Origin of the sequence: Polaribacter sp. 11A2H (genome assembly GCF_011379025.1) — a bacterium.
In the GTDB taxonomy this organism is placed as follows: domain Bacteria; phylum Bacteroidota; class Bacteroidia; order Flavobacteriales; family Flavobacteriaceae; genus Polaribacter.
The window spans coordinates 220,847-239,554 of the sequence record NZ_WTLD01000002.1 but is presented as its reverse complement, the minus strand read 5'-3'; the positions used below and the strand labels follow the sequence as shown (position 1 = coordinate 239,554).

At 31.6% G+C, this 18,708-nt stretch carries 15 protein-coding genes; 8 read left to right on the top strand and 7 right to left on the bottom strand.

What is annotated here, in order from left to right; all coding sequences use genetic code 11:
* Positions 1–7: 7 nt before the first annotated feature.
* Both GQS58_RS03395 and GQS58_RS03390 read left to right on the top strand, forming a co-directional pair.
* The gene (locus GQS58_RS03395; protein ID WP_166382842.1) at positions 8–1,726 is read left to right on the top strand and encodes a RagB/SusD family nutrient uptake outer membrane protein; all 1,719 of its coding nucleotides are present in this window, start codon (positions 8–10) and stop codon (positions 1,724–1,726) included.
* 2 nt (positions 1,727–1,728) lie between these two features.
* Positions 1,729–3,303, top strand: a complete 1,575-nt coding sequence (locus GQS58_RS03390; protein ID WP_166382840.1) for a hypothetical protein — start codon at positions 1,729–1,731, stop codon at positions 3,301–3,303.
* A 65-nt stretch (positions 3,304–3,368) separates the two neighbouring features.
* Here the strand turns inward: GQS58_RS03390 and GQS58_RS03385 are convergent, their stop codons facing one another.
* Positions 3,369–4,205 carry an AraC family transcriptional regulator gene (locus tag GQS58_RS03385; RefSeq protein WP_166382838.1) on the bottom strand — a complete coding sequence of 279 codons (837 nt, stop codon included), beginning with the start codon at positions 4,203–4,205 and terminating at the stop codon, positions 3,369–3,371.
* Positions 4,206–4,343: 138 nt separating this feature from the next.
* On the opposite strand from GQS58_RS03385, the gene GQS58_RS03380 reads away from it, so the two are divergent.
* The 5 genes from GQS58_RS03380 to GQS58_RS03360 are packed head-to-tail and all read left to right on the top strand — an operon-like array spanning position 4,344 to position 8,987.
* Complete coding sequence (locus GQS58_RS03380; RefSeq protein WP_166382836.1) at positions 4,344–5,501, top strand: cytochrome P450; 1,158 nt, start codon at positions 4,344–4,346, stop codon at positions 5,499–5,501.
* A gap of 6 nt (positions 5,502–5,507) precedes the next feature.
* On the top strand, positions 5,508–5,816 hold the full coding sequence (locus GQS58_RS03375) for a 2Fe-2S iron-sulfur cluster-binding protein (RefSeq protein WP_166382834.1): 309 nt from the start codon (positions 5,508–5,510) through the stop codon (positions 5,814–5,816).
* A gap of 6 nt (positions 5,817–5,822) precedes the next feature.
* Positions 5,823–7,064, top strand: a complete 1,242-nt coding sequence (locus GQS58_RS03370) for an NAD(P)/FAD-dependent oxidoreductase (RefSeq protein ID WP_166382832.1) — start codon at positions 5,823–5,825, stop codon at positions 7,062–7,064.
* A gap of 11 nt (positions 7,065–7,075) precedes the next feature.
* Positions 7,076–8,188 (top strand): Zn-dependent alcohol dehydrogenase, encoded by a 1,113-nt coding sequence (locus tag GQS58_RS03365; RefSeq protein ID WP_166382830.1) that lies wholly within the window; start codon positions 7,076–7,078, stop codon positions 8,186–8,188.
* A 1-nt stretch (position 8,189) separates the two neighbouring features.
* On the top strand, positions 8,190–8,987 hold the full coding sequence (locus GQS58_RS03360; RefSeq protein WP_166382828.1) for an alpha/beta hydrolase: 798 nt from the start codon (positions 8,190–8,192) through the stop codon (positions 8,985–8,987).
* A 252-nt stretch (positions 8,988–9,239) separates the two neighbouring features.
* Here GQS58_RS03360 and GQS58_RS17275 read toward each other — a convergent pair whose 3' ends face one another.
* Positions 9,240–10,442: a phage integrase SAM-like domain-containing protein gene (locus GQS58_RS17275; RefSeq protein ID WP_166382826.1), complete on the bottom strand. Its 1,203-nt coding sequence runs from the start codon at positions 10,440–10,442 to the stop codon at positions 9,240–9,242.
* Positions 10,443–11,008: 566 nt separating this feature from the next.
* On the opposite strand from GQS58_RS17275, the gene GQS58_RS03350 reads away from it, so the two are divergent.
* Complete coding sequence (locus GQS58_RS03350; RefSeq protein ID WP_166382824.1) at positions 11,009–12,400, top strand: T9SS type A sorting domain-containing protein; 1,392 nt, start codon at positions 11,009–11,011, stop codon at positions 12,398–12,400.
* Positions 12,401–12,810: 410 nt separating this feature from the next.
* On the opposite strand, the gene GQS58_RS03345 is transcribed toward GQS58_RS03350, so the two are convergent.
* From GQS58_RS03345 to GQS58_RS03325, 5 genes are all read right to left on the bottom strand, one after another.
* Positions 12,811–13,575, bottom strand: a complete 765-nt coding sequence (locus tag GQS58_RS03345; protein WP_166382822.1) for an HpcH/HpaI aldolase family protein — start codon at positions 13,573–13,575, stop codon at positions 12,811–12,813.
* A gap of 2 nt (positions 13,576–13,577) precedes the next feature.
* Positions 13,578–15,032 carry an NAD-dependent succinate-semialdehyde dehydrogenase gene (locus tag GQS58_RS03340; protein WP_166382820.1) on the bottom strand — a complete coding sequence of 485 codons (1,455 nt, stop codon included), beginning with the start codon at positions 15,030–15,032 and terminating at the stop codon, positions 13,578–13,580.
* An 8-nt stretch (positions 15,033–15,040) separates the two neighbouring features.
* On the bottom strand, positions 15,041–16,213 hold the full coding sequence (locus GQS58_RS03335; protein ID WP_166382818.1) for a mandelate racemase/muconate lactonizing enzyme family protein: 1,173 nt from the start codon (positions 16,211–16,213) through the stop codon (positions 15,041–15,043).
* Positions 16,214–16,502: 289 nt separating this feature from the next.
* The gene (locus GQS58_RS03330; RefSeq protein WP_166382816.1) at positions 16,503–16,907 is read right to left on the bottom strand and encodes a hypothetical protein; all 405 of its coding nucleotides are present in this window, start codon (positions 16,905–16,907) and stop codon (positions 16,503–16,505) included.
* 15 nt (positions 16,908–16,922) lie between these two features.
* Positions 16,923–18,704 (bottom strand): hypothetical protein, encoded by a 1,782-nt coding sequence (locus GQS58_RS03325; protein ID WP_166382814.1) that lies wholly within the window; start codon positions 18,702–18,704, stop codon positions 16,923–16,925.
* Positions 18,705–18,708 lie beyond the last annotated feature (4 nt).

Here is an 18,708-nt window from a genome sequence, read left to right as displayed (position 1 = left end):
AAAAATCATGAAATTAATAAAAAATAATACATTACTATTTGCTCTTGTATGCTCGTTATTCTTCGTAGCATGTGATGAAGATAGTTTTTTAACAGAAGTTAATCCAAATGCAATTACTACAGATACTTTCTGGAAATCTGAAAGACAATACAACAGTGCATTAACCACTGTTTATGGTGCATTACAGTTTCAAAGCATTAGTGGAGGAGAACTAATATACGAAATGGTTATGGGAGATATTGGTGGTACAGAATCTTGGTACAGACCAAATCTTTTTAGAAACTTAACCTATAACGATGGTATTTATCATGTAACGGATAAATGGAACGAACTTTATGTAGGTATCTTTAGAGCAAATCAAGTTATTCAAAATATACAAGATGCAGATGCTAGTCTTTTTACAGGTAACTCAAAAGCAGAAATTGAAGCGCAAGCAAAATTTTTAAGAGCCTTCTTTTACTTTCAATTAGCACATACTTATGGTGGAGGTGTAATTCACGATAAAGTAGCAGAAACTAAAGAAGAACTTTCTAAACCTTTTTCTACTATTGCAGAAATTAATGCCGCAATAATACTTCCAGATTTAGAATTTGCAATGAATAATTTACCACAATCATGGGAAAGTAACGATATGGGAAGAGCAACTTGGGGTGCTGCAACATCACTGTTAGGAAAGGTACATTTATACAATAAAGAGTGGCCAACAGCTGCTGGTTTATTTAAACAAGTTATAGATTCTAAAGTATATAGTTTAACCAAAGATATTTCAGACAACTTTCAGCATGAAAATGAATTTAATTCAGAATCTATTTTTGAAGTAAATTATTCTTTCGACTTAGCTCCTGGTGTAAATGGAGGTGCTGTTGATGATACTCCTTGGCAAACTAGTGCTGAATCTTCTTCAATTGCATCAGAAGTTGGATCAATACAATATGGAGGTTTTAATACTTTATTAGCTTCTTATAACTTACAAGAAATGTTGGTTTATGATGAAGTGGACCCAAATAATTCTATCAATAATGGGAACATAGAATCTACAAGAATGAATGCTACGATTGCAGTTAGATTTATGGAAGGAAAATATTATGGTTTGGATTTTGCTGATGTAAAAGGTTTTGGATTTGGACAAAGTGCTTATGTAAAAAAACACTCTAATTGGTATCATTTACCATCAGAACCTGCTAACCGCAGATCTGGTATTAATTTTAGACATATTAGATATGCAGACGTTTTATTAATGTATGCAGAAGCTGTACTTGGAGCAAGTGATGATTATGCAACAGCCATAGAGTATATAGATATGGTTAGAGCTAGAGCTGGAGTAATAACACTTCAAAAATACATGGACGATAATGGCGGTAAATTCCCACAATTACATGTTAGTAAGCAAGTACATGGAGCACACCCAATGGTACAAGCCAATGCACAAACAGTATTAACTCACCTACAACGCGTAGAACGCGCAGTAGAATTGTGTTTTGAAGGTCATAGATGGAAAGATTTAGTAAGATGGGGTATTGTAAAAGAAGTATTTACAGAGTTAAGAGCAGATGAAGTTTGGAGACTGGAAAACACTGACCTTTCATTTGATACTGCTCCATTATACATACCTGGTAGAATTAGACCCGATTTTGCGTTAAGTGCTACTAACTACAATGCGGAAAATCATAACTATTTCCCTATTCCTATACAAGAATTACAGACTAATCCGAATATAAATAACTAATTATGAGAAATTTAAATATATATAAGATATTATGCATTTCGCTTCTTGCCTTTTATGCATGCGATGATGAACAAATGTTAAATTTACCAGAAGCAAATCATAGGGTTATTGTTACTTCAGAAGCAAATGTTGAAAACAACATAAATATTGGTGGTCATATAGATTTTGGTGATATTTCTAGTGGAGTTGCTTCACGTACCTGGACCTTTCCAGAAAACGTATCAAGCATCTTTGGTTCAGACAAAAATACTTCTGGAGAAAATACTGTAAAAGGTTTCTTTAATGAAGTTGGAGTGCATAATGTAACTTTACACCAAGTTTTTAAAGGAGATGTTTATCGTAACGAAGACAGCTCAATGCCTAGTGGTTTAAAAGAATTAGACACTACAATTGTAGTAACTGTTTTAGCAGCTGTTAAAGCACAAATTACTGGTAATTACTTAAATGATGATGGATCTTTAGGTGCGCCAATTTCAATATCTGATGCTGCATTAAATGAAGTTACTGCAAGTAAAAAAGTAAGATTTTCTTATACTACAATTGGTGCTCCAGAAGTTTTTAATTGGACTTTTGGTACTAGTGGAGTTGATCCAACAACATTTGGTGGTACAAATACTGAAGTAGATATACAATATAAATCTTTAGGGAACTATGATTTAAAATTTATTGCCTCTAGATTAAGACCTTTTGGTGGTGATACTATATTTCTAAAAGATTTAATTAAAGTAATACCTTCTACAGAACCGGTATCGTTAGATGCTGTTAAAGCAAATGAAGGAAAAATTGACTTAGAATTTAGTAGAGATATGGATCCAGATTCTTTTGATGTTTCTACATTTGTAATTTCTTTAGAAAATGGAGGTACTACAATACCTACTTCTATAGTATCAACAGAAATTAAAGCAGGAGAAAACAATATTATTACTATTACTTTAAATGAAGTTATCTATAATAATGATACTGTAAAGGTTTCTTATACACCAGGAACTTTAAGAACCACAGATCAAGTAAATGCAACTGTTTTTAAAGATAAACCTCTTGAATTTAATTTAACTAATATTTTAAAAGGTTCTAATTTTGATTATAGTTTTGAAAACTCTACAGATGTAAATTGGCCATTAGCATGGGGCTCTGCTGGTATTTGGAATATTAATACAACACAAGCACAAGACGGTAACTCTAGTGCTTATGTAGAACTACCTGCAAGTGCAGATGGCTTTACTTGGGTACAACATGTAAGCAATGGAGCACAAAAAAAAGTTAGTTTTAAAGCTGGTAAAACTTACGAAATTGGGGCTTGGGTTTATTTATTAGACAATGGTAATTCTACTGGTTTTGCTCCAGATGTTAGAATCTATTGGAAAAGTACTGGAGATTACGATTGGAATGCTCCTGCCGTAGCTATTTTATCTGATGATATGCCTACTGGTACATGGGTGTATCAAAAAGCATTTATTAATTTCGGTGCAGATGGTGATTATGAAACAATAATTAGAGGGTGGAATAATAAAAACCCAAATAACGTTAAGTTTTACATCGATAATTTAACGATTGCAGAGGTTACCATAAGACCTTAATTTTATAATTAAGTATAGTTATTTAACTACAAATAAAGCCTTTAAGATTATTCTTAGAGGCTTTATCATTTACTCTGTTTTCTTTTATAAAAAGAAGGTGTATTATTTGTAAACTTCTTAAATTGTCTATGAAAAAAAGGAACAGACTCATAGCCACAAGCAAAACAAATTTCTCTTACAGACCAATCGGTGTCCATTAACATTCTTTTTGCCATATTTATCTTATATTGATTTAAAAAAGTAAAAAAAGGCCTTCCCATTATTTTATTAAAAAAACGAGAAAAAGACTGTTCAGACATATTTACTAAATCTGCTAATTCTTTTAATTGTATTTTTTTATGATAATGGCTTTCTACATAATCGTGTACTTTTCGAATGCGAGAACTATATTCTGAAGGCAAATCATCTATAAAACTTTTTTCTGAGAGTTCTCTATATTCAAACCTAGATAGTAATACCAATATATTTTGAAATTTTAAATACAATTCCGTTCCTTCTAAAGTCAATAATTCTTTTAGTAAAGTAAACACTTCAGAAGCATTTTCTTTTGTAAACAAAATACCTTTCGATGCCGCTTTTAGCATTTTAAAAACACTTTCCATTTCCGGTACTTTAGCATAAATACCCGTATTCCATTGAATAACAATTGAAGAGCAACCAGTATTGATTATCGAATTATTTTTCCAACAATGCGGCACATTTGTTCTTACTAAAACCAACTCACCTTCCTCAAACGGACCAACATAATCGCCAATAAATTTGGTTCCACTACTCTTTTCTATAAACGTAAGCTCATGCTGAGGATGAAAATGCCAAGGTGCATAAAACCGATCTCCAGAATACCTAAACGCAATAATAGATTTCTGATTATTTAAAGCTACTTTTTCAAATTTCGGCTGCATAAGTCTCTATTACATCTCAAATATATGCAATAAACAAAAACACACAACATAATAAGGTACTTTATTGCATAAATAAGGGAATCTTTCATTTCATAAATAGATAATCTTTGACAACTCTAAAATGTCAATTTAAATAATATGAAAGCAAGCGAATTTCCAGATGCGTTTAAAGATGCAAGACAAAAAGAAGGTGTTGGTAAAATGAATGACCAAGATGATCCTGTAACGATGGTTTTGCGTCATAAAGAAGTACGTAAATGTGCGCATCAATGGCAAGCTTTTCAATCTGGTGGAGATGAAGTTGGACGAATTGTAATTCCGTCTGAAGTAAAAATTAGAGACACTAGGCAAATTCCTTTTGAAGTAGATCCACCGCAACATAAATCGTTTAGAGACATTTTAGATCCTTGGTTTAAAAGACCTTTAAACGAAGAATATTCATCAAAAATAACAACCATTATTGAAGAGATTATTGATGAATCTTTAAAAAGTAATGAAGTTGAAGTTGTTGCCGATTTTGCTTTAAAACTACAATCTAGAGCTTTAACATTACTATTAAACATACCGTATTCTGAAGCCAATTTATGGATTTCATGGGGAACACACGTATTTAGAAGTGATGATTCTGATTTAGATGCAGACAAAGCAAATATTTTATATGATTATATTGATAAACAAATAGATTTGGCTATAGAAACACCAAGTGAGAGTTTGTATTCTGTGCTTTTAAATTCTGAAGTTGATGGTGAAAAAATGACAAAAGAAGAAGTAAAAGGCGTATTGATTTTAACTTTTGCAGGTGGTAGAGATACTGTGATTAATGCAGTTACAAACTCTATAGCTTACTTTGCAGGGAATCCAAAAGCTTTGGCGGTTTTAAAAGAAAAACCAGAAATGATTAACAATGCCGTTGAAGAATTGGTTCGTTATTTCTCTCCATTAACTCAAATGGGAAGAGTAGCAACTAAAGATACTCACGTCTGTGAACATGCTATTAAGGCAGATACAAGAATTTCTTTAAATTGGGCATCTGCCAACAGAGATGAAAACGTTTTTGAAACCCCAAATGAAGTCGTTTTAGACCGAAAAGTAAACCCACATGTTAGTTTTGGTTTTGGAACTCATAACTGTTTAGGAGCAACGCATGCTCGTCAAATTTTAAGAATACTATTGGCGAAATTATCACAAAAAGTAACTTCAATAGCAATTCTAGATTCAAAAGAAAATATAGAAAATTTAGGAGAATTTAATAGAAAAGTAGGTTTCGATTCATTGAACGTACAATTTAAAAAATAGTATAAAATGGCAAAAATAACATTTATAACAGCAGACAACGAATCAATAACTGTTGAAGGTACTTCTGGTTCAGTAATGGAATTAGCAGTAAATAATAACATAAAAGGAATAGATGGAGATTGTGGTGGTGTTTGCTCCTGCGCTACATGTCATGTACATGTTGAACCAGAATTTGTAGCAAAAACAGGGCAAGCAGAAGAACTAGAAAATGATATGTTAGAATTTGATGATTTAACAAACGAATACAGTCGTCTTTCTTGTCAGCTTCAAGTAAGTGAAGATTTAGATGGAGTTGTTTTTAAAGTTGCAAAATAAATTTTGATGTTAGATACAGCGAATCAAGTTTGTGTAGTTATTGGAGCAAGTCATGCAGGTGTTAATTTTGCTTTCAATTTAAGAAAAGAAGGTTGGCAAGGAGAAGTTATATTATTTGATTCAGATCCAAATATTCCATATCACAGACCTCCATTATCAAAATCTTACATCATCGATGGAGATTTAAATAGCAACCTTTTAAAACCGCTTGAAAGCTATAAAAAAGACAACATCACTTTAAAATTAGGGGTAAAAGTTTCTTCAATTAATAGAAATAACAGAACAATTTCTATTGAAAATAAAGGAACTCAAAAATATGATAAATTAGTAATAGCAACAGGTGCAAGACCATTTATTCCACCAATTTCTGGAATAGATTCTGCCGCCAATTTATTTCCTATGAGAACAGCTAATGATGCAATAGAAATAAAAAAAGCTATTGATTCATCAGAAAAAAAGCGAGTAATCATTATTGGTGGAGGTTATATTGGTCTTGAAACTGCAGCGTCATTAAAAAAGACAGGTGCATCAGTAACAGTTTTAGAGAGAGAAGAACGTATTTTAGCTAGAGTTACCGCTCCAGTTATGTCAGATTATTTTATGGAATTACATCAACAAAATGATGTTCAAATTCTTACAAATAACAATGTCTCTTTTATAAAAACTGAGAACGGTCTGAATACTATTTTTTGTGATAATGAAACTTCTTTTGAAGCAGACATTGTCATTGTCGGTGTTGGTATTAGAGTAAATACTGAACTTGCTGATACTGCTGGTTTAGAAATTGAACAAGGAATTAAAGTCAATGAATTCTCACAAACAAATGACGAGAATATTTATGCTATTGGTGATTGTACTTTTCATTACAACCCACACTACAAAAGATATCTACGTTTAGAATCTGTTCAAAATGCGGTAGATCAAAGTAAAGTTGCAGCGGCATCAATTTGCGATAAACAACTTGTTTATGACACGATTCCCTGGTTTTGGTCAGATCAATATGATGTAAAACTACAAATGGTTGGTTTATCAAATGGGTATAATGATGTGATTGTTAGAAAAGAAGAAACGGAAAACACTAGTTTTTCTGTTTGGTATTTTAAAGATGATGCATTATTAGCTGTAGATGCAATAAACAATGGAAAAGCCTTTGTTTTAGGTACAAGATTTATCAAAGGGAAACAAAAAATTAATAAAACGAAGTTGGTTGATGTTTCAATACCAATGAAACCTACAACATTTTTATAAAAAATAAATTTATGAGTATACAATCTAAATCTGCAATTGCAAAAGGGGATGGTTCTTTTATTATTGACACGATAACAATCTCAGACCCAAAAGGGGATGAGATTATTGTAAAAATAAAAGCTGCTGGTTTATGTCACACAGATCACGATTCTTTAAACTGGGGAAAACCAATTATTTTAGGTCATGAAGGTGCAGGAATTATAGAAAAAATTGGCGCCGATATTACCGATTTTAAAATAGGTGACAAAGTTATTTTAAACTGGGCAACACCTTGTATGAAATGTTTTCAATGTCAAGAAGGCAACCAGCATATTTGTGAAAATAATTCACCTGTAACTGCTGGTGGAAATGGTTATACTCCTGGTCATGCACATTTAGAAGGCTCTAAGTGGAATAATCAACCTATAGAACGTTCTTTTAATATTGGTACGTTGGCAGAATATGCTTTGGTAAAAGAATCTGCTTGTGTAAAATTAGAAAGCGAAATGCCAATGCCTTCAGCAAGTATAATTAGTTGTGGAGTAATGACAGGTTACGGTTCTGCTGTAAATACAGCGAAAGTTACTGCCGGAAGTTCTGCCGTAATTTTAGGAACTGGAGGTGTTGGTTTAAACGTAATTCAAGGTGCTAGAATATCTGGAGCAGCAAAAATAATTGCCATTGATATTAATGCTGAACGTTTAGAAATGGCAAAACAATTTGGAGCAACCCATACTATTCTAGCAAATAAAAATGATATTGGATTGATGAAAGCATCAGAAGAAGTAAAGAAGTTAACAGAAGGAAGAGGTGCTGATTTTGCTTTTGAGTGTACTGCTATTCCTGCTTTAGGCGCTGCTCCTTTAGCGATGATCAGAAATGCTGGAACCGCTGTTCAAGTTAGTGGAATTGAAGAAACGATTAGTATTGACATGAACCTTTTTGAATGGGATAAAATTTACATCAATCCATTATACGGGAAATGTAGACCACAAATAGATTTTCCGAAATTGGTGAATTTATATGATAAAGGCGATTTATTATTAGACGAAATGATTACCAGAACATATCCTTTAGAAGAATTACAACAGGCTTTTGATGATATGTTAGCGGGTAAAAATGCAAAAGGTGTAATTGTATTTTAATATGAAAAGTAGCTTTAAAACCGTAGAACTTTCAGATTTAAACTTTGAATCTCAAGGATTAAGATTCTTAACCGTAAAAACGCCTAATTTAAAAGGAAGAGGAGACATTTGCCTATATGTTCCAGAAGTTGATAATTTTGATAACCTTCCTATTTACATCTTATTACATGGTGTTTATGGAAGTGCTTGGATTTGGGCAATGAAAGGTGGTGCGCATGTAACTACAGAAAAACTAATTAAAAATAACACGATTAAACCTGCGATTATTGCAATGCCTTCTGATGGACTTTGGGGAGATGGTTCTGCATATTTTTCTCATCATCAAAAACAATTTGATAATTGGATTGTAAATGATGTGATTACTGCAATAAAAGAAAATATTCCTGAAGCAAAAAACTCAACTTCTACTTGCATAGGTGGTTTGTCTATGGGCGGTTATGGTGCTTTATCTTTAGGCGGAAGATTTCCTGAAAAATTTAAAGCAATTTCTGGACATAGTTCTATTACAAAACTAGAACAAATGCAACTGTTTACAGATGATTCTTTAGACGAATATCTAAAGGAAAGTAAAACGTCAAATTTAATAGATATTTTAAAGAAAAATAAAACAAGCTTACCTCCTATTCGTTTTGATTGTGGTGTTAATGATTCTTTATTTGAAGCTAATAAATTACTTCATAAAGAACTTATAAAGGAAAATATCCCCCATAATTTTGAAGAATTTAAAGGCGGACACGAATGGTCTTATTGGATAGAGCATTTAGAAAAAACATTACTTTTTTTTGATAAATTGGTTTAAAAAAATCTTACATATAAGATTAATTATTTTCAATAATAAATTGAACAGAAAACTCAACTCCTTCTGAATAAAAATATATTAATTTTATTAAAACAGAAATATAAAAATAGATAATCTAGAAAAAGCTTTTTAAAAAATGGGGTTAGAAATTGAAATGATATCTCTTTTAACAAGTACTCTTGATAAAGAACAAACGAAATTTTAAAAGTAAAAAAGCCATCATTTAATATTCAAATTATCTATTCTTTTTACTTAAAACTCTACAACTTTATCTAAAGCTTCATCAATATCTTGTTGCATAAAGTTAGACTGATACAAAATAGTAGTTGTAATTGAAGAATGTCTGTATAGCTTTTGAAGCATTTGAATTGTAATTTTATCACCTGAAATATTACCAAAACTATGACGTGCAATATGCATCGTTAGTTTTTTATCAATACCGGCTTTATCTGCTACCATTTTTAAGCGTCTATTAAAATTTCTTGTAGCAGTCTTTATTCTCGTTTTTAAATACCTGTCATCATCTAAATCAACACCCTCCAACTCTTTAAAAAGATATACAGTTTCCTCATTTTTCTCTAACTGGCTAAGAATACCCTTTACTTTATTTGGTATTTTTAAAGAAACAAGTTTTTTATTTTTCCCCATTCTATAATGCAATCTATTATCTAAGAAATCTTTCCATTTCAAAAATAAAACATCACTAACCCTAATTCCGGCAAAATAAAAACTAAGTAACCAAGCATTTAAGGCATATTGTTGTGCCATAGTAAGATCTTTTATATTTTCTAAAATTTTAATTTCTTCAATAGTTAAACCTATCTTAACTGATTCCGGAAACCTTATTTGATACTTCCCTCTACCAAATGGATAACTTACATTTTTAATCGAAAAATCAGAAATAGCTATATTCAGAATTGTACGGATTGTAATCATATAATTTGCAATCGTTCTTTTAGCCAATTTCCTTTTAGTAGACAAATGATTCTCAAATCCCTTCATCAGCCGCAAATCAAAATCTCCTAAGCTAAATGTATCTTTTTTAATGAAATTTTTAAAAACTTGAAGGCGCTGTTTTTCTATATCTACCTGATGGAATTGTTTTCGTTTTTTTAATTGATTCAAATAATAGTTTGATATTAGAAAAAAGTCTTCGTTTTTTTTATTTAAAACTTTACTTTTTATTGCTGTTACCGACTGATAGTTAATTTCCATCTCAGCATCAATTAACTTTTTATTGACCTCAGACTTTTTATTCAAAATAAGTTGATTGATATACAAAAAATCTGGGTGTGATTTTTTAACAGCACAATTTTTATTATCCCAGTCAATTTGTTTTATATATTGACCGATATAAATAAAAGTAGCTTTTCTATCCTTTATAATCCTAAGCGCAATAGGATATAATTTTTGAGAATTTGCTTTTTTTCTTAAAACTGCTTTAATTGAAGACACCTTAATAAATTTATTAAGCTAAAGATACAAAATCTAGGTACAACATAGGTACAACATTTAATGATATTATATGTAATTATTCAATATCAAGCAAAATTAAAACACATATAACTAATTAACTATCAAGGTATTTAGTTTATTTTAACATCCTTTTTTTAAAATTCATAACCCTGAGGTCACGGGTTCAAATCCCGTTCTCGCTACAAGTATAGTACGGAAAGTCAAGATTTATATCTTGACTTTTTTTGTTTAGGTACAACAAATTGATTTTTAACATCCTTATAAAATCATTCAATAACTTTTCTTTCTCTCTTTCTCAAAAAATAATAACCAAGCAAGAACAATCTAAATATAATAGAAAATTTAGCACGAGCTTTACCTACGTATTTTAAAACAAAAATAAAGTCACTTAAAAACATAAACACAACAATACAAACAACTTACATTTTACATTTCGGATAAACCAGCGCAAGTAAAAGGTAATATTTAGCATGAAATATGCTAACATATAAATTAATTTTATAGATATAAAAAACTAATATTTTAAACACTATAAACCATTTATTATGAAAAAAAATTACTTTAAAATTTTATTTATGGCTGCAGTCCTTTTTACTACCATAAAAATAGCTGCACAACAAGGACCTACACATTATCAATTTACAGCCGATGCTCAATCTTGGGTCAAAGGCTATGGTCCCGGAACAGTATCTTGGGATGATGGAACTACTACACCTTCTTCTGATGGGGCACTAACTTTAGACAGAACTGAAGCTGGTACAACAAATAACAATGCCAATATTAGAAGAGGACAAGGTGGAGATGATGCTTTTATTGTATTCGATGCAGACGTTTATAACTACATTAAAGTTAAAGTTTATAACGAAACAGAGGCTATAAATGTACAAGTACAAGGAAAGTTTAGACCCGCAGGAACAACAGATGAACCTTCTAGCATTGATACTCAAAATAATAATGGCGTATTGTTAGCTAAATTTGCTGGTGGATTTCAAACAATATATTTAGATGTGTCTGCTATTACAGGAGAGGTTACTACATTAGATATATTATTTAGAGCTGGTAGTGCTTTAACAGACCCATCAGGAGCTAAATTATATATTGATGAAATTGAATTTTTAACAGAATTACCTCCTTCTACATATTCTGAATTTATTAAAAACCCTAGTTTTGACGATGCTGTAGGAAGCTATACTTTTAGGGGAAATACAACTCAATTAGGTAGAGAATTATCTACAGATTTTGCTAAAGATGGAACCAAAAGTTTTAAAAGTACTTTTACTAAAGATCAAGATGCTCAGTTTTGGTACTTTAATGATTTTTCACAGCCTTATGCTGCTGGAATTATTACTGACGGAAAACAAGCCAAGGTAACAATGTGGGTAAGATCTACTAGAACAGCACCTATAAGTATTTCAGTAAGATTAAAAACTACAAATGCTGCAGGAGGAGACTCTAAAGTAGCTACAGGTTGGCCAACAGCTTCTGTTAGCACCAGTGGAACAGCAGATACTTGGGAAGAATTAACTTTTACAATTCCTCTTCCTCAAGACCATACAGATCCAGCTTCAGAAATACGTAATATAGAAATGTGGCTAGGTTATATAAATAACGAAGAAAATGTAGCTTTAAACGGTGTAACTGGAGACGTTGTTTACTTTGACCAAATGACTGCAGTTATTGAAGATGCTCCAACAGCAGGTGTGAGTTCTCAACAATTAGAAAATGTAAACATGTATCCAAACCCTGTAGAAAATAAATTATTTATTAATTCTAAAGAAACGCTTAATAAAGTTGAAATCTTTAACTTATTAGGTAAAAAAGTACTTTCTACAACAAATACAAAATCTATTGATGTTTCTTCTTTAAGCAAGTCTGTTTATTTAGTTAAAATATCTTCAGACAAAGGAATTTCTACAAAGAAATTAGTTAAAAACTAAATAATTATTTTCCACAAATTACGTACTTTATAAAAGCTAGCAATTTAAAATTGTTAGCTTTTTTTGTTTACAGATTAACAGAAGAAAACATATAGTAATACTCATGTTGTGTGTTATCTTCTTTATGTGACATCTCCAAAAAAGCAGAAGTGACCAGCTTTATTACCAATAAAGTTCCTCACAATTTGGTCATTTCGAATACTACTGAAATCAAAATATATCTTGATTGAAAGTATCTAGCGTAGCTAAAAGAAATCACATCATATTACATATATTGTATTTATGCCCTTTATACAACTTCTCCTAAAAATGTCGAAGAGACAGGTTTAAATTGATTCATTAATTTTAAGGCAAAAGAAAACCCTACAACTTCTCAGTTATAGGGTTTCATCATTTATAGTATTTTCTGCTTAAGCTTTAAGTTGTGCAGTAATTTCTTTAAAAGTATTCATTACTAAACCAACATCTACCGCATAAGAAATATATTGTACACCAATGTCTTTCCACATTTTTGCTTTCTCTGGAGTCTCTGTAAAAGTACCCACAAACTTACCGTATTTTTTAGCAGTTTCTACAGCGCCTTTCATAGCATCTACCACTTTAGGATCATTAACCAAACCAGGAACACCACAAGATTGAGATAAATCATAAGGACCTAAAAAGATCACATCAATACCATCTACTTGTACAATTTCTTCTAAGTTATTAATACCCTCCATTCCTTCTATGTGAATAATGGTTGTAATATCATTATTTGCTTTTCCAAAATGATCTGCTGCACTAATATTTGTATACTCTGCTGCTCTTACATATCTGCACATACCTCTTTCTCCTTTCGGATAAAACTTGGTAGATTTTACTAATCTTTCCGCATCTGCTTTTGTACATATTTGAGGAACCTGAATGCATTTAACTCCAATATCTAAAGTTCTTAGAATTAAAGTTTCAGAATTTTCTGTAACTCTTACAACAGGTGTAATTCCTCTAGCCTCTGCAGCTCTAATCATATTCTGAGTAGATTCTATACTGTAAGGACCATGCTCCATGTCTATAATAACAAAATCGAAACCTCCTAAAGCAGCAATTTCTACCATTGCAGGATCTTGTACTTTACAAAAAGGACCGTAAAGTGTTTTACCCTCCTTTAAACTAGCTTGTAATAAATTTTTCGCCATAATTATAGTGCTGATGTAATACGTTTCTTAACTAAATAATCATCTAAAGCAAGGTGTGAACAATCATGTCCAATTCCACTATTTTTAAATCCACCGTGAGGTAAATAAATAGCATATTTTACACCATTGATTTGAATTTCTCCAAACTCTAAATCTTCTGTAAATCTTTCTATTCTCTTGTTATTGTTTGTAAAAATATAAGATGCTAAACCAAATTCTGTATCGTTTGCTAATTCTAAAACTTCATCATCCGTATCAAAAGACATTACACCTGCAATAGGTCCAAAAGTTTCTTCTCTAAACAATTTCATTTCCGTTGTAGTATCAGAAATAATGGTTGGTTGCATCCAGTTTCCTCCTTCTGGTAAGCCTTCAGGAATTCCTCCTCCATATTCTAATTTTGCTCCTTTACTTACAGCATCTTCTATCAACGTAAACATTCTATCTCTAGATCCTCTAGAAGCCAAAGGCCCCATAAATACATCAGGATTTTCTTTAGTACCAAAACCTATTTTTAATGCGGATGCTCTTTTTACATATTCCTTTAAGAATTTGTCATAGATATTTTTATGAACAAAAATTCTGTTTGCAGCCACACAAATCTGACCTGTATTTCCAAATTTTAATCCGATTGCCAAATCTAAAGCCAACTCTAAATCTGCATCTTCAAAAACAATAAAAGGAGCATTTCCTCCTAATTCCATTCCTAATTTTTTGATAGAAGTTGTACTATCAGCAATGATTCTTTGTCCTGTTTGCGTAGAACCAATCATGGTAATTACTGCAGGAATTTTACTGGTAGTCATTGGTGTTGCCACTTCGCTACTAGAACCTGCTAAAATGGTAACCACACCAGCTGGAAAATTGATGCTTTCTAAAATTTCACCTACCATATATGCGGATAAAGGCGATAAACTAGATGGTTTAATAATTAAAGAACATCCAGAAGCTAATGCCGGTCCTATTTTATAACCAACATTTAATAACGGAAAATTCCATGCTAAATAAGCAATAGCAACTCCTGCTGGTTTAGAAATCATTTTATGAGTATGCGTACCATCATAATCAGGAATTTGCTCTTCTCTTAAATTTTTCATGGCATTTGGGTACCATTCTAATGACTCTGTAAGTCTTAATATATCTTCTTCAGAACCTGCATAGGTTTTCCCCATTTCATGCACCATTGCATTTCTTAACTCATCTGATTTTTCTAAAATTGCATCACGCAATTTTAACATCCAAACGGTTCTTTCTATTAAAGAAAGTTTAGACCAATATTTAAAACCTTTTTGTGATGAGATCAATGCTTTTTCTGCATCTGCTTTTCCTGCTTTTGCAACCTGAGCAATTACTTCTCCTGTTGCTGGGCAAATAACATCTTCTCTTTCTCCACTAACAGCATCTACTAACTGACCATCAATGTATAATTTTTTATATCCGAAGTTTTGAGTCTTCATATGCTTGTTTATTTATTTAATAATTTTTCAACTTCTATTTCATTGCTAGTACTACTGATACAATACTTACGTAAAACATCTTCATCTACATCAATCCCTAAACCGGGTCTATTTGGTACTTCTAACATACCATCTTTCATTTCTAATTTAGGAAATGTTAAGTTGTCTCTTAATCCGTTTTCTGTTTGATCAAACTCTATTAAGTAATCTGCTTGATACATTCTCCCAGGAATCGCCTCTAAGTTCGCTATAAAATGCAAACCAACATGTAAACCAATAGAAGTTCCCCAAGTATGTGGAATTAAATCGATACCATTCGTACTTGCCAAAGCAGCAATTCTTTTTGCTTCTGTTAAACCTCCACTTGCACAAACATCTGGTTGCAAAATATCTACAGATTTATTTTTGATTAATTCATTAAATCCAAAACGTAAATACTCACATTCTCCACCAGAAATAGGAATAGTAGTTTTTTCTCTTAACTCCCTATATTGTTCATAAAACTCAGGTGATATAGGTTCTTCAAACCATTTGATATTGTATTTCTCTATTTTTTTTGATAATTCTACAGCTTCTCTAAAAGTATATGCATGATTAGAATCTACCATTAAATCTATATCCGGTCCAATAGTTTCTCGAATAAGTTTTACGTTAGCAACATCTTCTTTAATACCCAAACCTACTTTCATTTTCATGGCTTTAAAACCTTGAGAAACGTATAATTTAGCTTCTTCTACAAAACCTTCAGAAAAATTATTGTGATTTGTAAAGTATAAACCTGTTGCATAAGGTTGTATCTTCCTTCTATGAGCACCACCTAATAAGGTTGAAACTGGTAATCCTAAAATTTTACCTTTTAAATCCCAGATAGCAATATCTATAGCACTAACTGACGCCATATAAACACCTCTTCTAGAAAAATCTAACGTCTTTCGGTACATTTTGTTCCAAATTACTTCATTTTCTAAAGGATTTTCTCCTAGCACAGTTGATTCTAATAATTTTATACCTGCTTCTACCATTGTAGCAGGACCATAAGCCTCTCCCCAACCGTGTTGACCGTTAGAGGCTGTTACTTTAACAACACAGATACAACGTTCTGCATATTCCCATTGTGAAAAGAAAAAACTTTTAGATAAAGTATCTTTAAGAACAAACGCTTCTATTTTTTCTATTGTCATTGTTTAGTTATTTAGTTGACTCTTTAGCAATTATAAATTACAAATCTGTAATTATGCTAGATGTTAAAAGTAAATAATAAGCTGTTTTTGGTAGCCTTCATTTTTATCTAAAACAAATCATATATTACCTTTTAATTCTTAGTTAAAAGCTAAAAAAAGAAAGTTTGAAAAATCATTTTTAATACTTGTAAGATAACTTTTATATCATAAAAATAAAAAACATAATTTAGTTAAAACAAAAAAAGGCTACAGATATCTGTAGCCATTCTTATTAAGTTAAAAAATAATATTAATTATAAACTTCTTCTTCAGAAACTTTTACATTAAAAACAGTCGTTCCGTCTACAGTTAACGTTCCTGCTCCTGTTGTTTTATCCGCAGATAAAACATAATTTACAGTTGCTCCATCGTCTAACTTATTTACTTCTACTTCAAAATTAGTATCTGTAGAAGAATCGGCAAAACCAGAAGATGTGTAAGATTCTAAATTTACTTCTGTAGAATATTCTACAATTACACTAACTTCTTTGTATATATTAATTTTAAAAGCGGCATTATTACCTGTAATGTCTGTAATGGTATATACTGGTGTTAAAGCTGTCGCAGACTCTTCAAAATTGCTTTCTTCATCACAAGAAGTGAATGCCAAAACGATTGCAAAAACGGCAATATATTTTATTATATTTTTCATCATTATTTCTAATTTAAATTATGGTCTATCTTCTAATTTAATAAGTGTTAACTCATCTAAATACATCAACTGTTCTGCAGTAGTAATTCCAACATTATCTTCTGCTAAAACTCTTAATGTAGTTCTTCTTTTTGCATCACTGCTTGTTAAATCTGCCGGAATAACAGCAGGTGCATCTGCGAATACACGCACCCATTTACCTTTTTCGATACTTGAGATATCAAAATGTAAATAATCTAAAACAGGATTACCAAATTCCATTCTAAAAGTAGTTAAGGTTGTACCAGGCTCTACATACACCCAATAAGACACTTGGTAAGTTCCTGCTGGCATACCATTGGGACCATCTGCTAAACCAAAACCAAAAAGATTTACAGTAGGTATAGCAACATTTGGCAGTTTATATCTCATACTAGCACCACCTGCGTAAGCTTGATCTGTGCTACGTGCCCAAATTTCTTCTCCAGCTCCAAACTGACCATTCCCATTTCCTCCAGGAATAAAAAACTTACCTGTTGCAAAAGCATTATTTACACCACCTCCTTCAGGCTCAAAACTACCCCAAGAATTTGATGGTAAAACATTGTTATCAAAATGCATTTGTACTTTTTGATTTGCAAAAGGAGCTAACACTCTTTCGTCTGCAGAAAGAATAGTTGTACCATTATAAGAAACCGTAATTACATCAGAATTATAAATAGGCGCGGATAATATTAACTCAATAAAAGTGGCATTACCTTCTTTTACTCTAGCTGTTTGCACAGTGAAATCTTCATCTAATCCTTTAGCAGCGTTTTTTACATTCACAGTAAAATTAGCTTCTTCTCCAGAAAATGCTTTTAACTCTCCAGTAACTCTAAACTCTATTACTTCATTTTCATTTTCTGTTAATGCTTTGTCAAAAACAAAAGGTTGTGAAGACTGAATCACCTTAACTTTTAATGGTATAATTTTTTCAGCAGAAGCAACTGGTGCATTATCTTCTACTCCGTCTACAGTTTGTACTTGTCTTAAAGATCTTATGGTTCCTGCATTATAGGTACCCAATTTGTAAAACTTTACATCTTGAGATAATTCTGCCAAAGTACCTGCCTGACTAGGTACTCCATCTGGAATTAACCACGTTACTCTGTTAGGTCTACCGGTAGTAGATTTATCTACAAAAGTTAATCCGGTTGCTGCCTCTACTTCTATAACTGGCCAAGTACTTTCATCTTTAATATCAGGAATATCCGTTTCTGTAACATTTAATACTTCTGCACCGTCTTTTAAAACTGAAAAAGCAGGTAAAATATTTGCATAAACATCAAACAAAAACTCTACGTCCATTACATGTTCATCACCTTCTGTTGATGAATTTGCTATAACATACGCTGCTCTATCCTCCGAAACATTAGGAGTTACTTCTTCAGTAAATTTATTTCGTAATCTAATTTTAGTTAGACCACTTTTACCAAATAAAACATGTGCCTTACTTTCTGAACTAGACAAACCAACCTCTTCATTAATAAATTTTGATAAAGTATCACTAGGAGTAAAACCCTCTTTTAGAAAATGATCTCCATCCTCTAAAATCCATTCGTGACTTGTAGCTCCTTGAGATAAATCGAAGAAAGAAATATAAGTATCTATGTTTACTTTAAACTTTGCATCTATATTTGGTCTATTTGGATCTAAACCAATAAGCCATGAAACATCAGACAAATCATCTGGTGCTGTGTACCCTTTATAAGAATCTTCTTCACAACTTAGCAAGGCCAGTAAACTGAAGAAAAGTATATATTTTTTTATGTTTTTCATGATA

Coding starts and splice junctions, on each gene's coding strand:
- GQS58_RS03395 (WP_166382842.1), top strand. CDS start 8: ATGAAATTAATAAAAAATAATACATTACTATTTGCTCTTGTATGCTCG.
- GQS58_RS03390 (WP_166382840.1), top strand. CDS start 1,729: ATGAGAAATTTAAATATATATAAGATATTATGCATTTCGCTTCTTGCC.
- GQS58_RS03385 (WP_166382838.1), bottom strand. CDS start 4,205: ATGCAGCCGAAATTTGAAAAAGTAGCTTTAAATAATCAGAAATCTATT.
- GQS58_RS03380 (WP_166382836.1), top strand. CDS start 4,344: ATGAAAGCAAGCGAATTTCCAGATGCGTTTAAAGATGCAAGACAAAAA.
- GQS58_RS03375 (WP_166382834.1), top strand. CDS start 5,508: ATGGCAAAAATAACATTTATAACAGCAGACAACGAATCAATAACTGTT.
- GQS58_RS03370 (WP_166382832.1), top strand. CDS start 5,823: ATGTTAGATACAGCGAATCAAGTTTGTGTAGTTATTGGAGCAAGTCAT.
- GQS58_RS03365 (WP_166382830.1), top strand. CDS start 7,076: ATGAGTATACAATCTAAATCTGCAATTGCAAAAGGGGATGGTTCTTTT.
- GQS58_RS03360 (WP_166382828.1), top strand. CDS start 8,190: ATGAAAAGTAGCTTTAAAACCGTAGAACTTTCAGATTTAAACTTTGAA.
- GQS58_RS03350 (WP_166382824.1), top strand. CDS start 11,009: ATGAAAAAAAATTACTTTAAAATTTTATTTATGGCTGCAGTCCTTTTT.
- GQS58_RS03345 (WP_166382822.1), bottom strand. CDS start 13,575: ATGGCGAAAAATTTATTACAAGCTAGTTTAAAGGAGGGTAAAACACTT.
- GQS58_RS03340 (WP_166382820.1), bottom strand. CDS start 15,032: ATGAAGACTCAAAACTTCGGATATAAAAAATTATACATTGATGGTCAG.
- GQS58_RS03335 (WP_166382818.1), bottom strand. CDS start 16,213: ATGACAATAGAAAAAATAGAAGCGTTTGTTCTTAAAGATACTTTATCT.
- GQS58_RS03330 (WP_166382816.1), bottom strand. CDS start 16,907: ATGATGAAAAATATAATAAAATATATTGCCGTTTTTGCAATCGTTTTG.
- GQS58_RS03325 (WP_166382814.1), bottom strand. CDS start 18,704: ATGAAAAACATAAAAAAATATATACTTTTCTTCAGTTTACTGGCCTTG.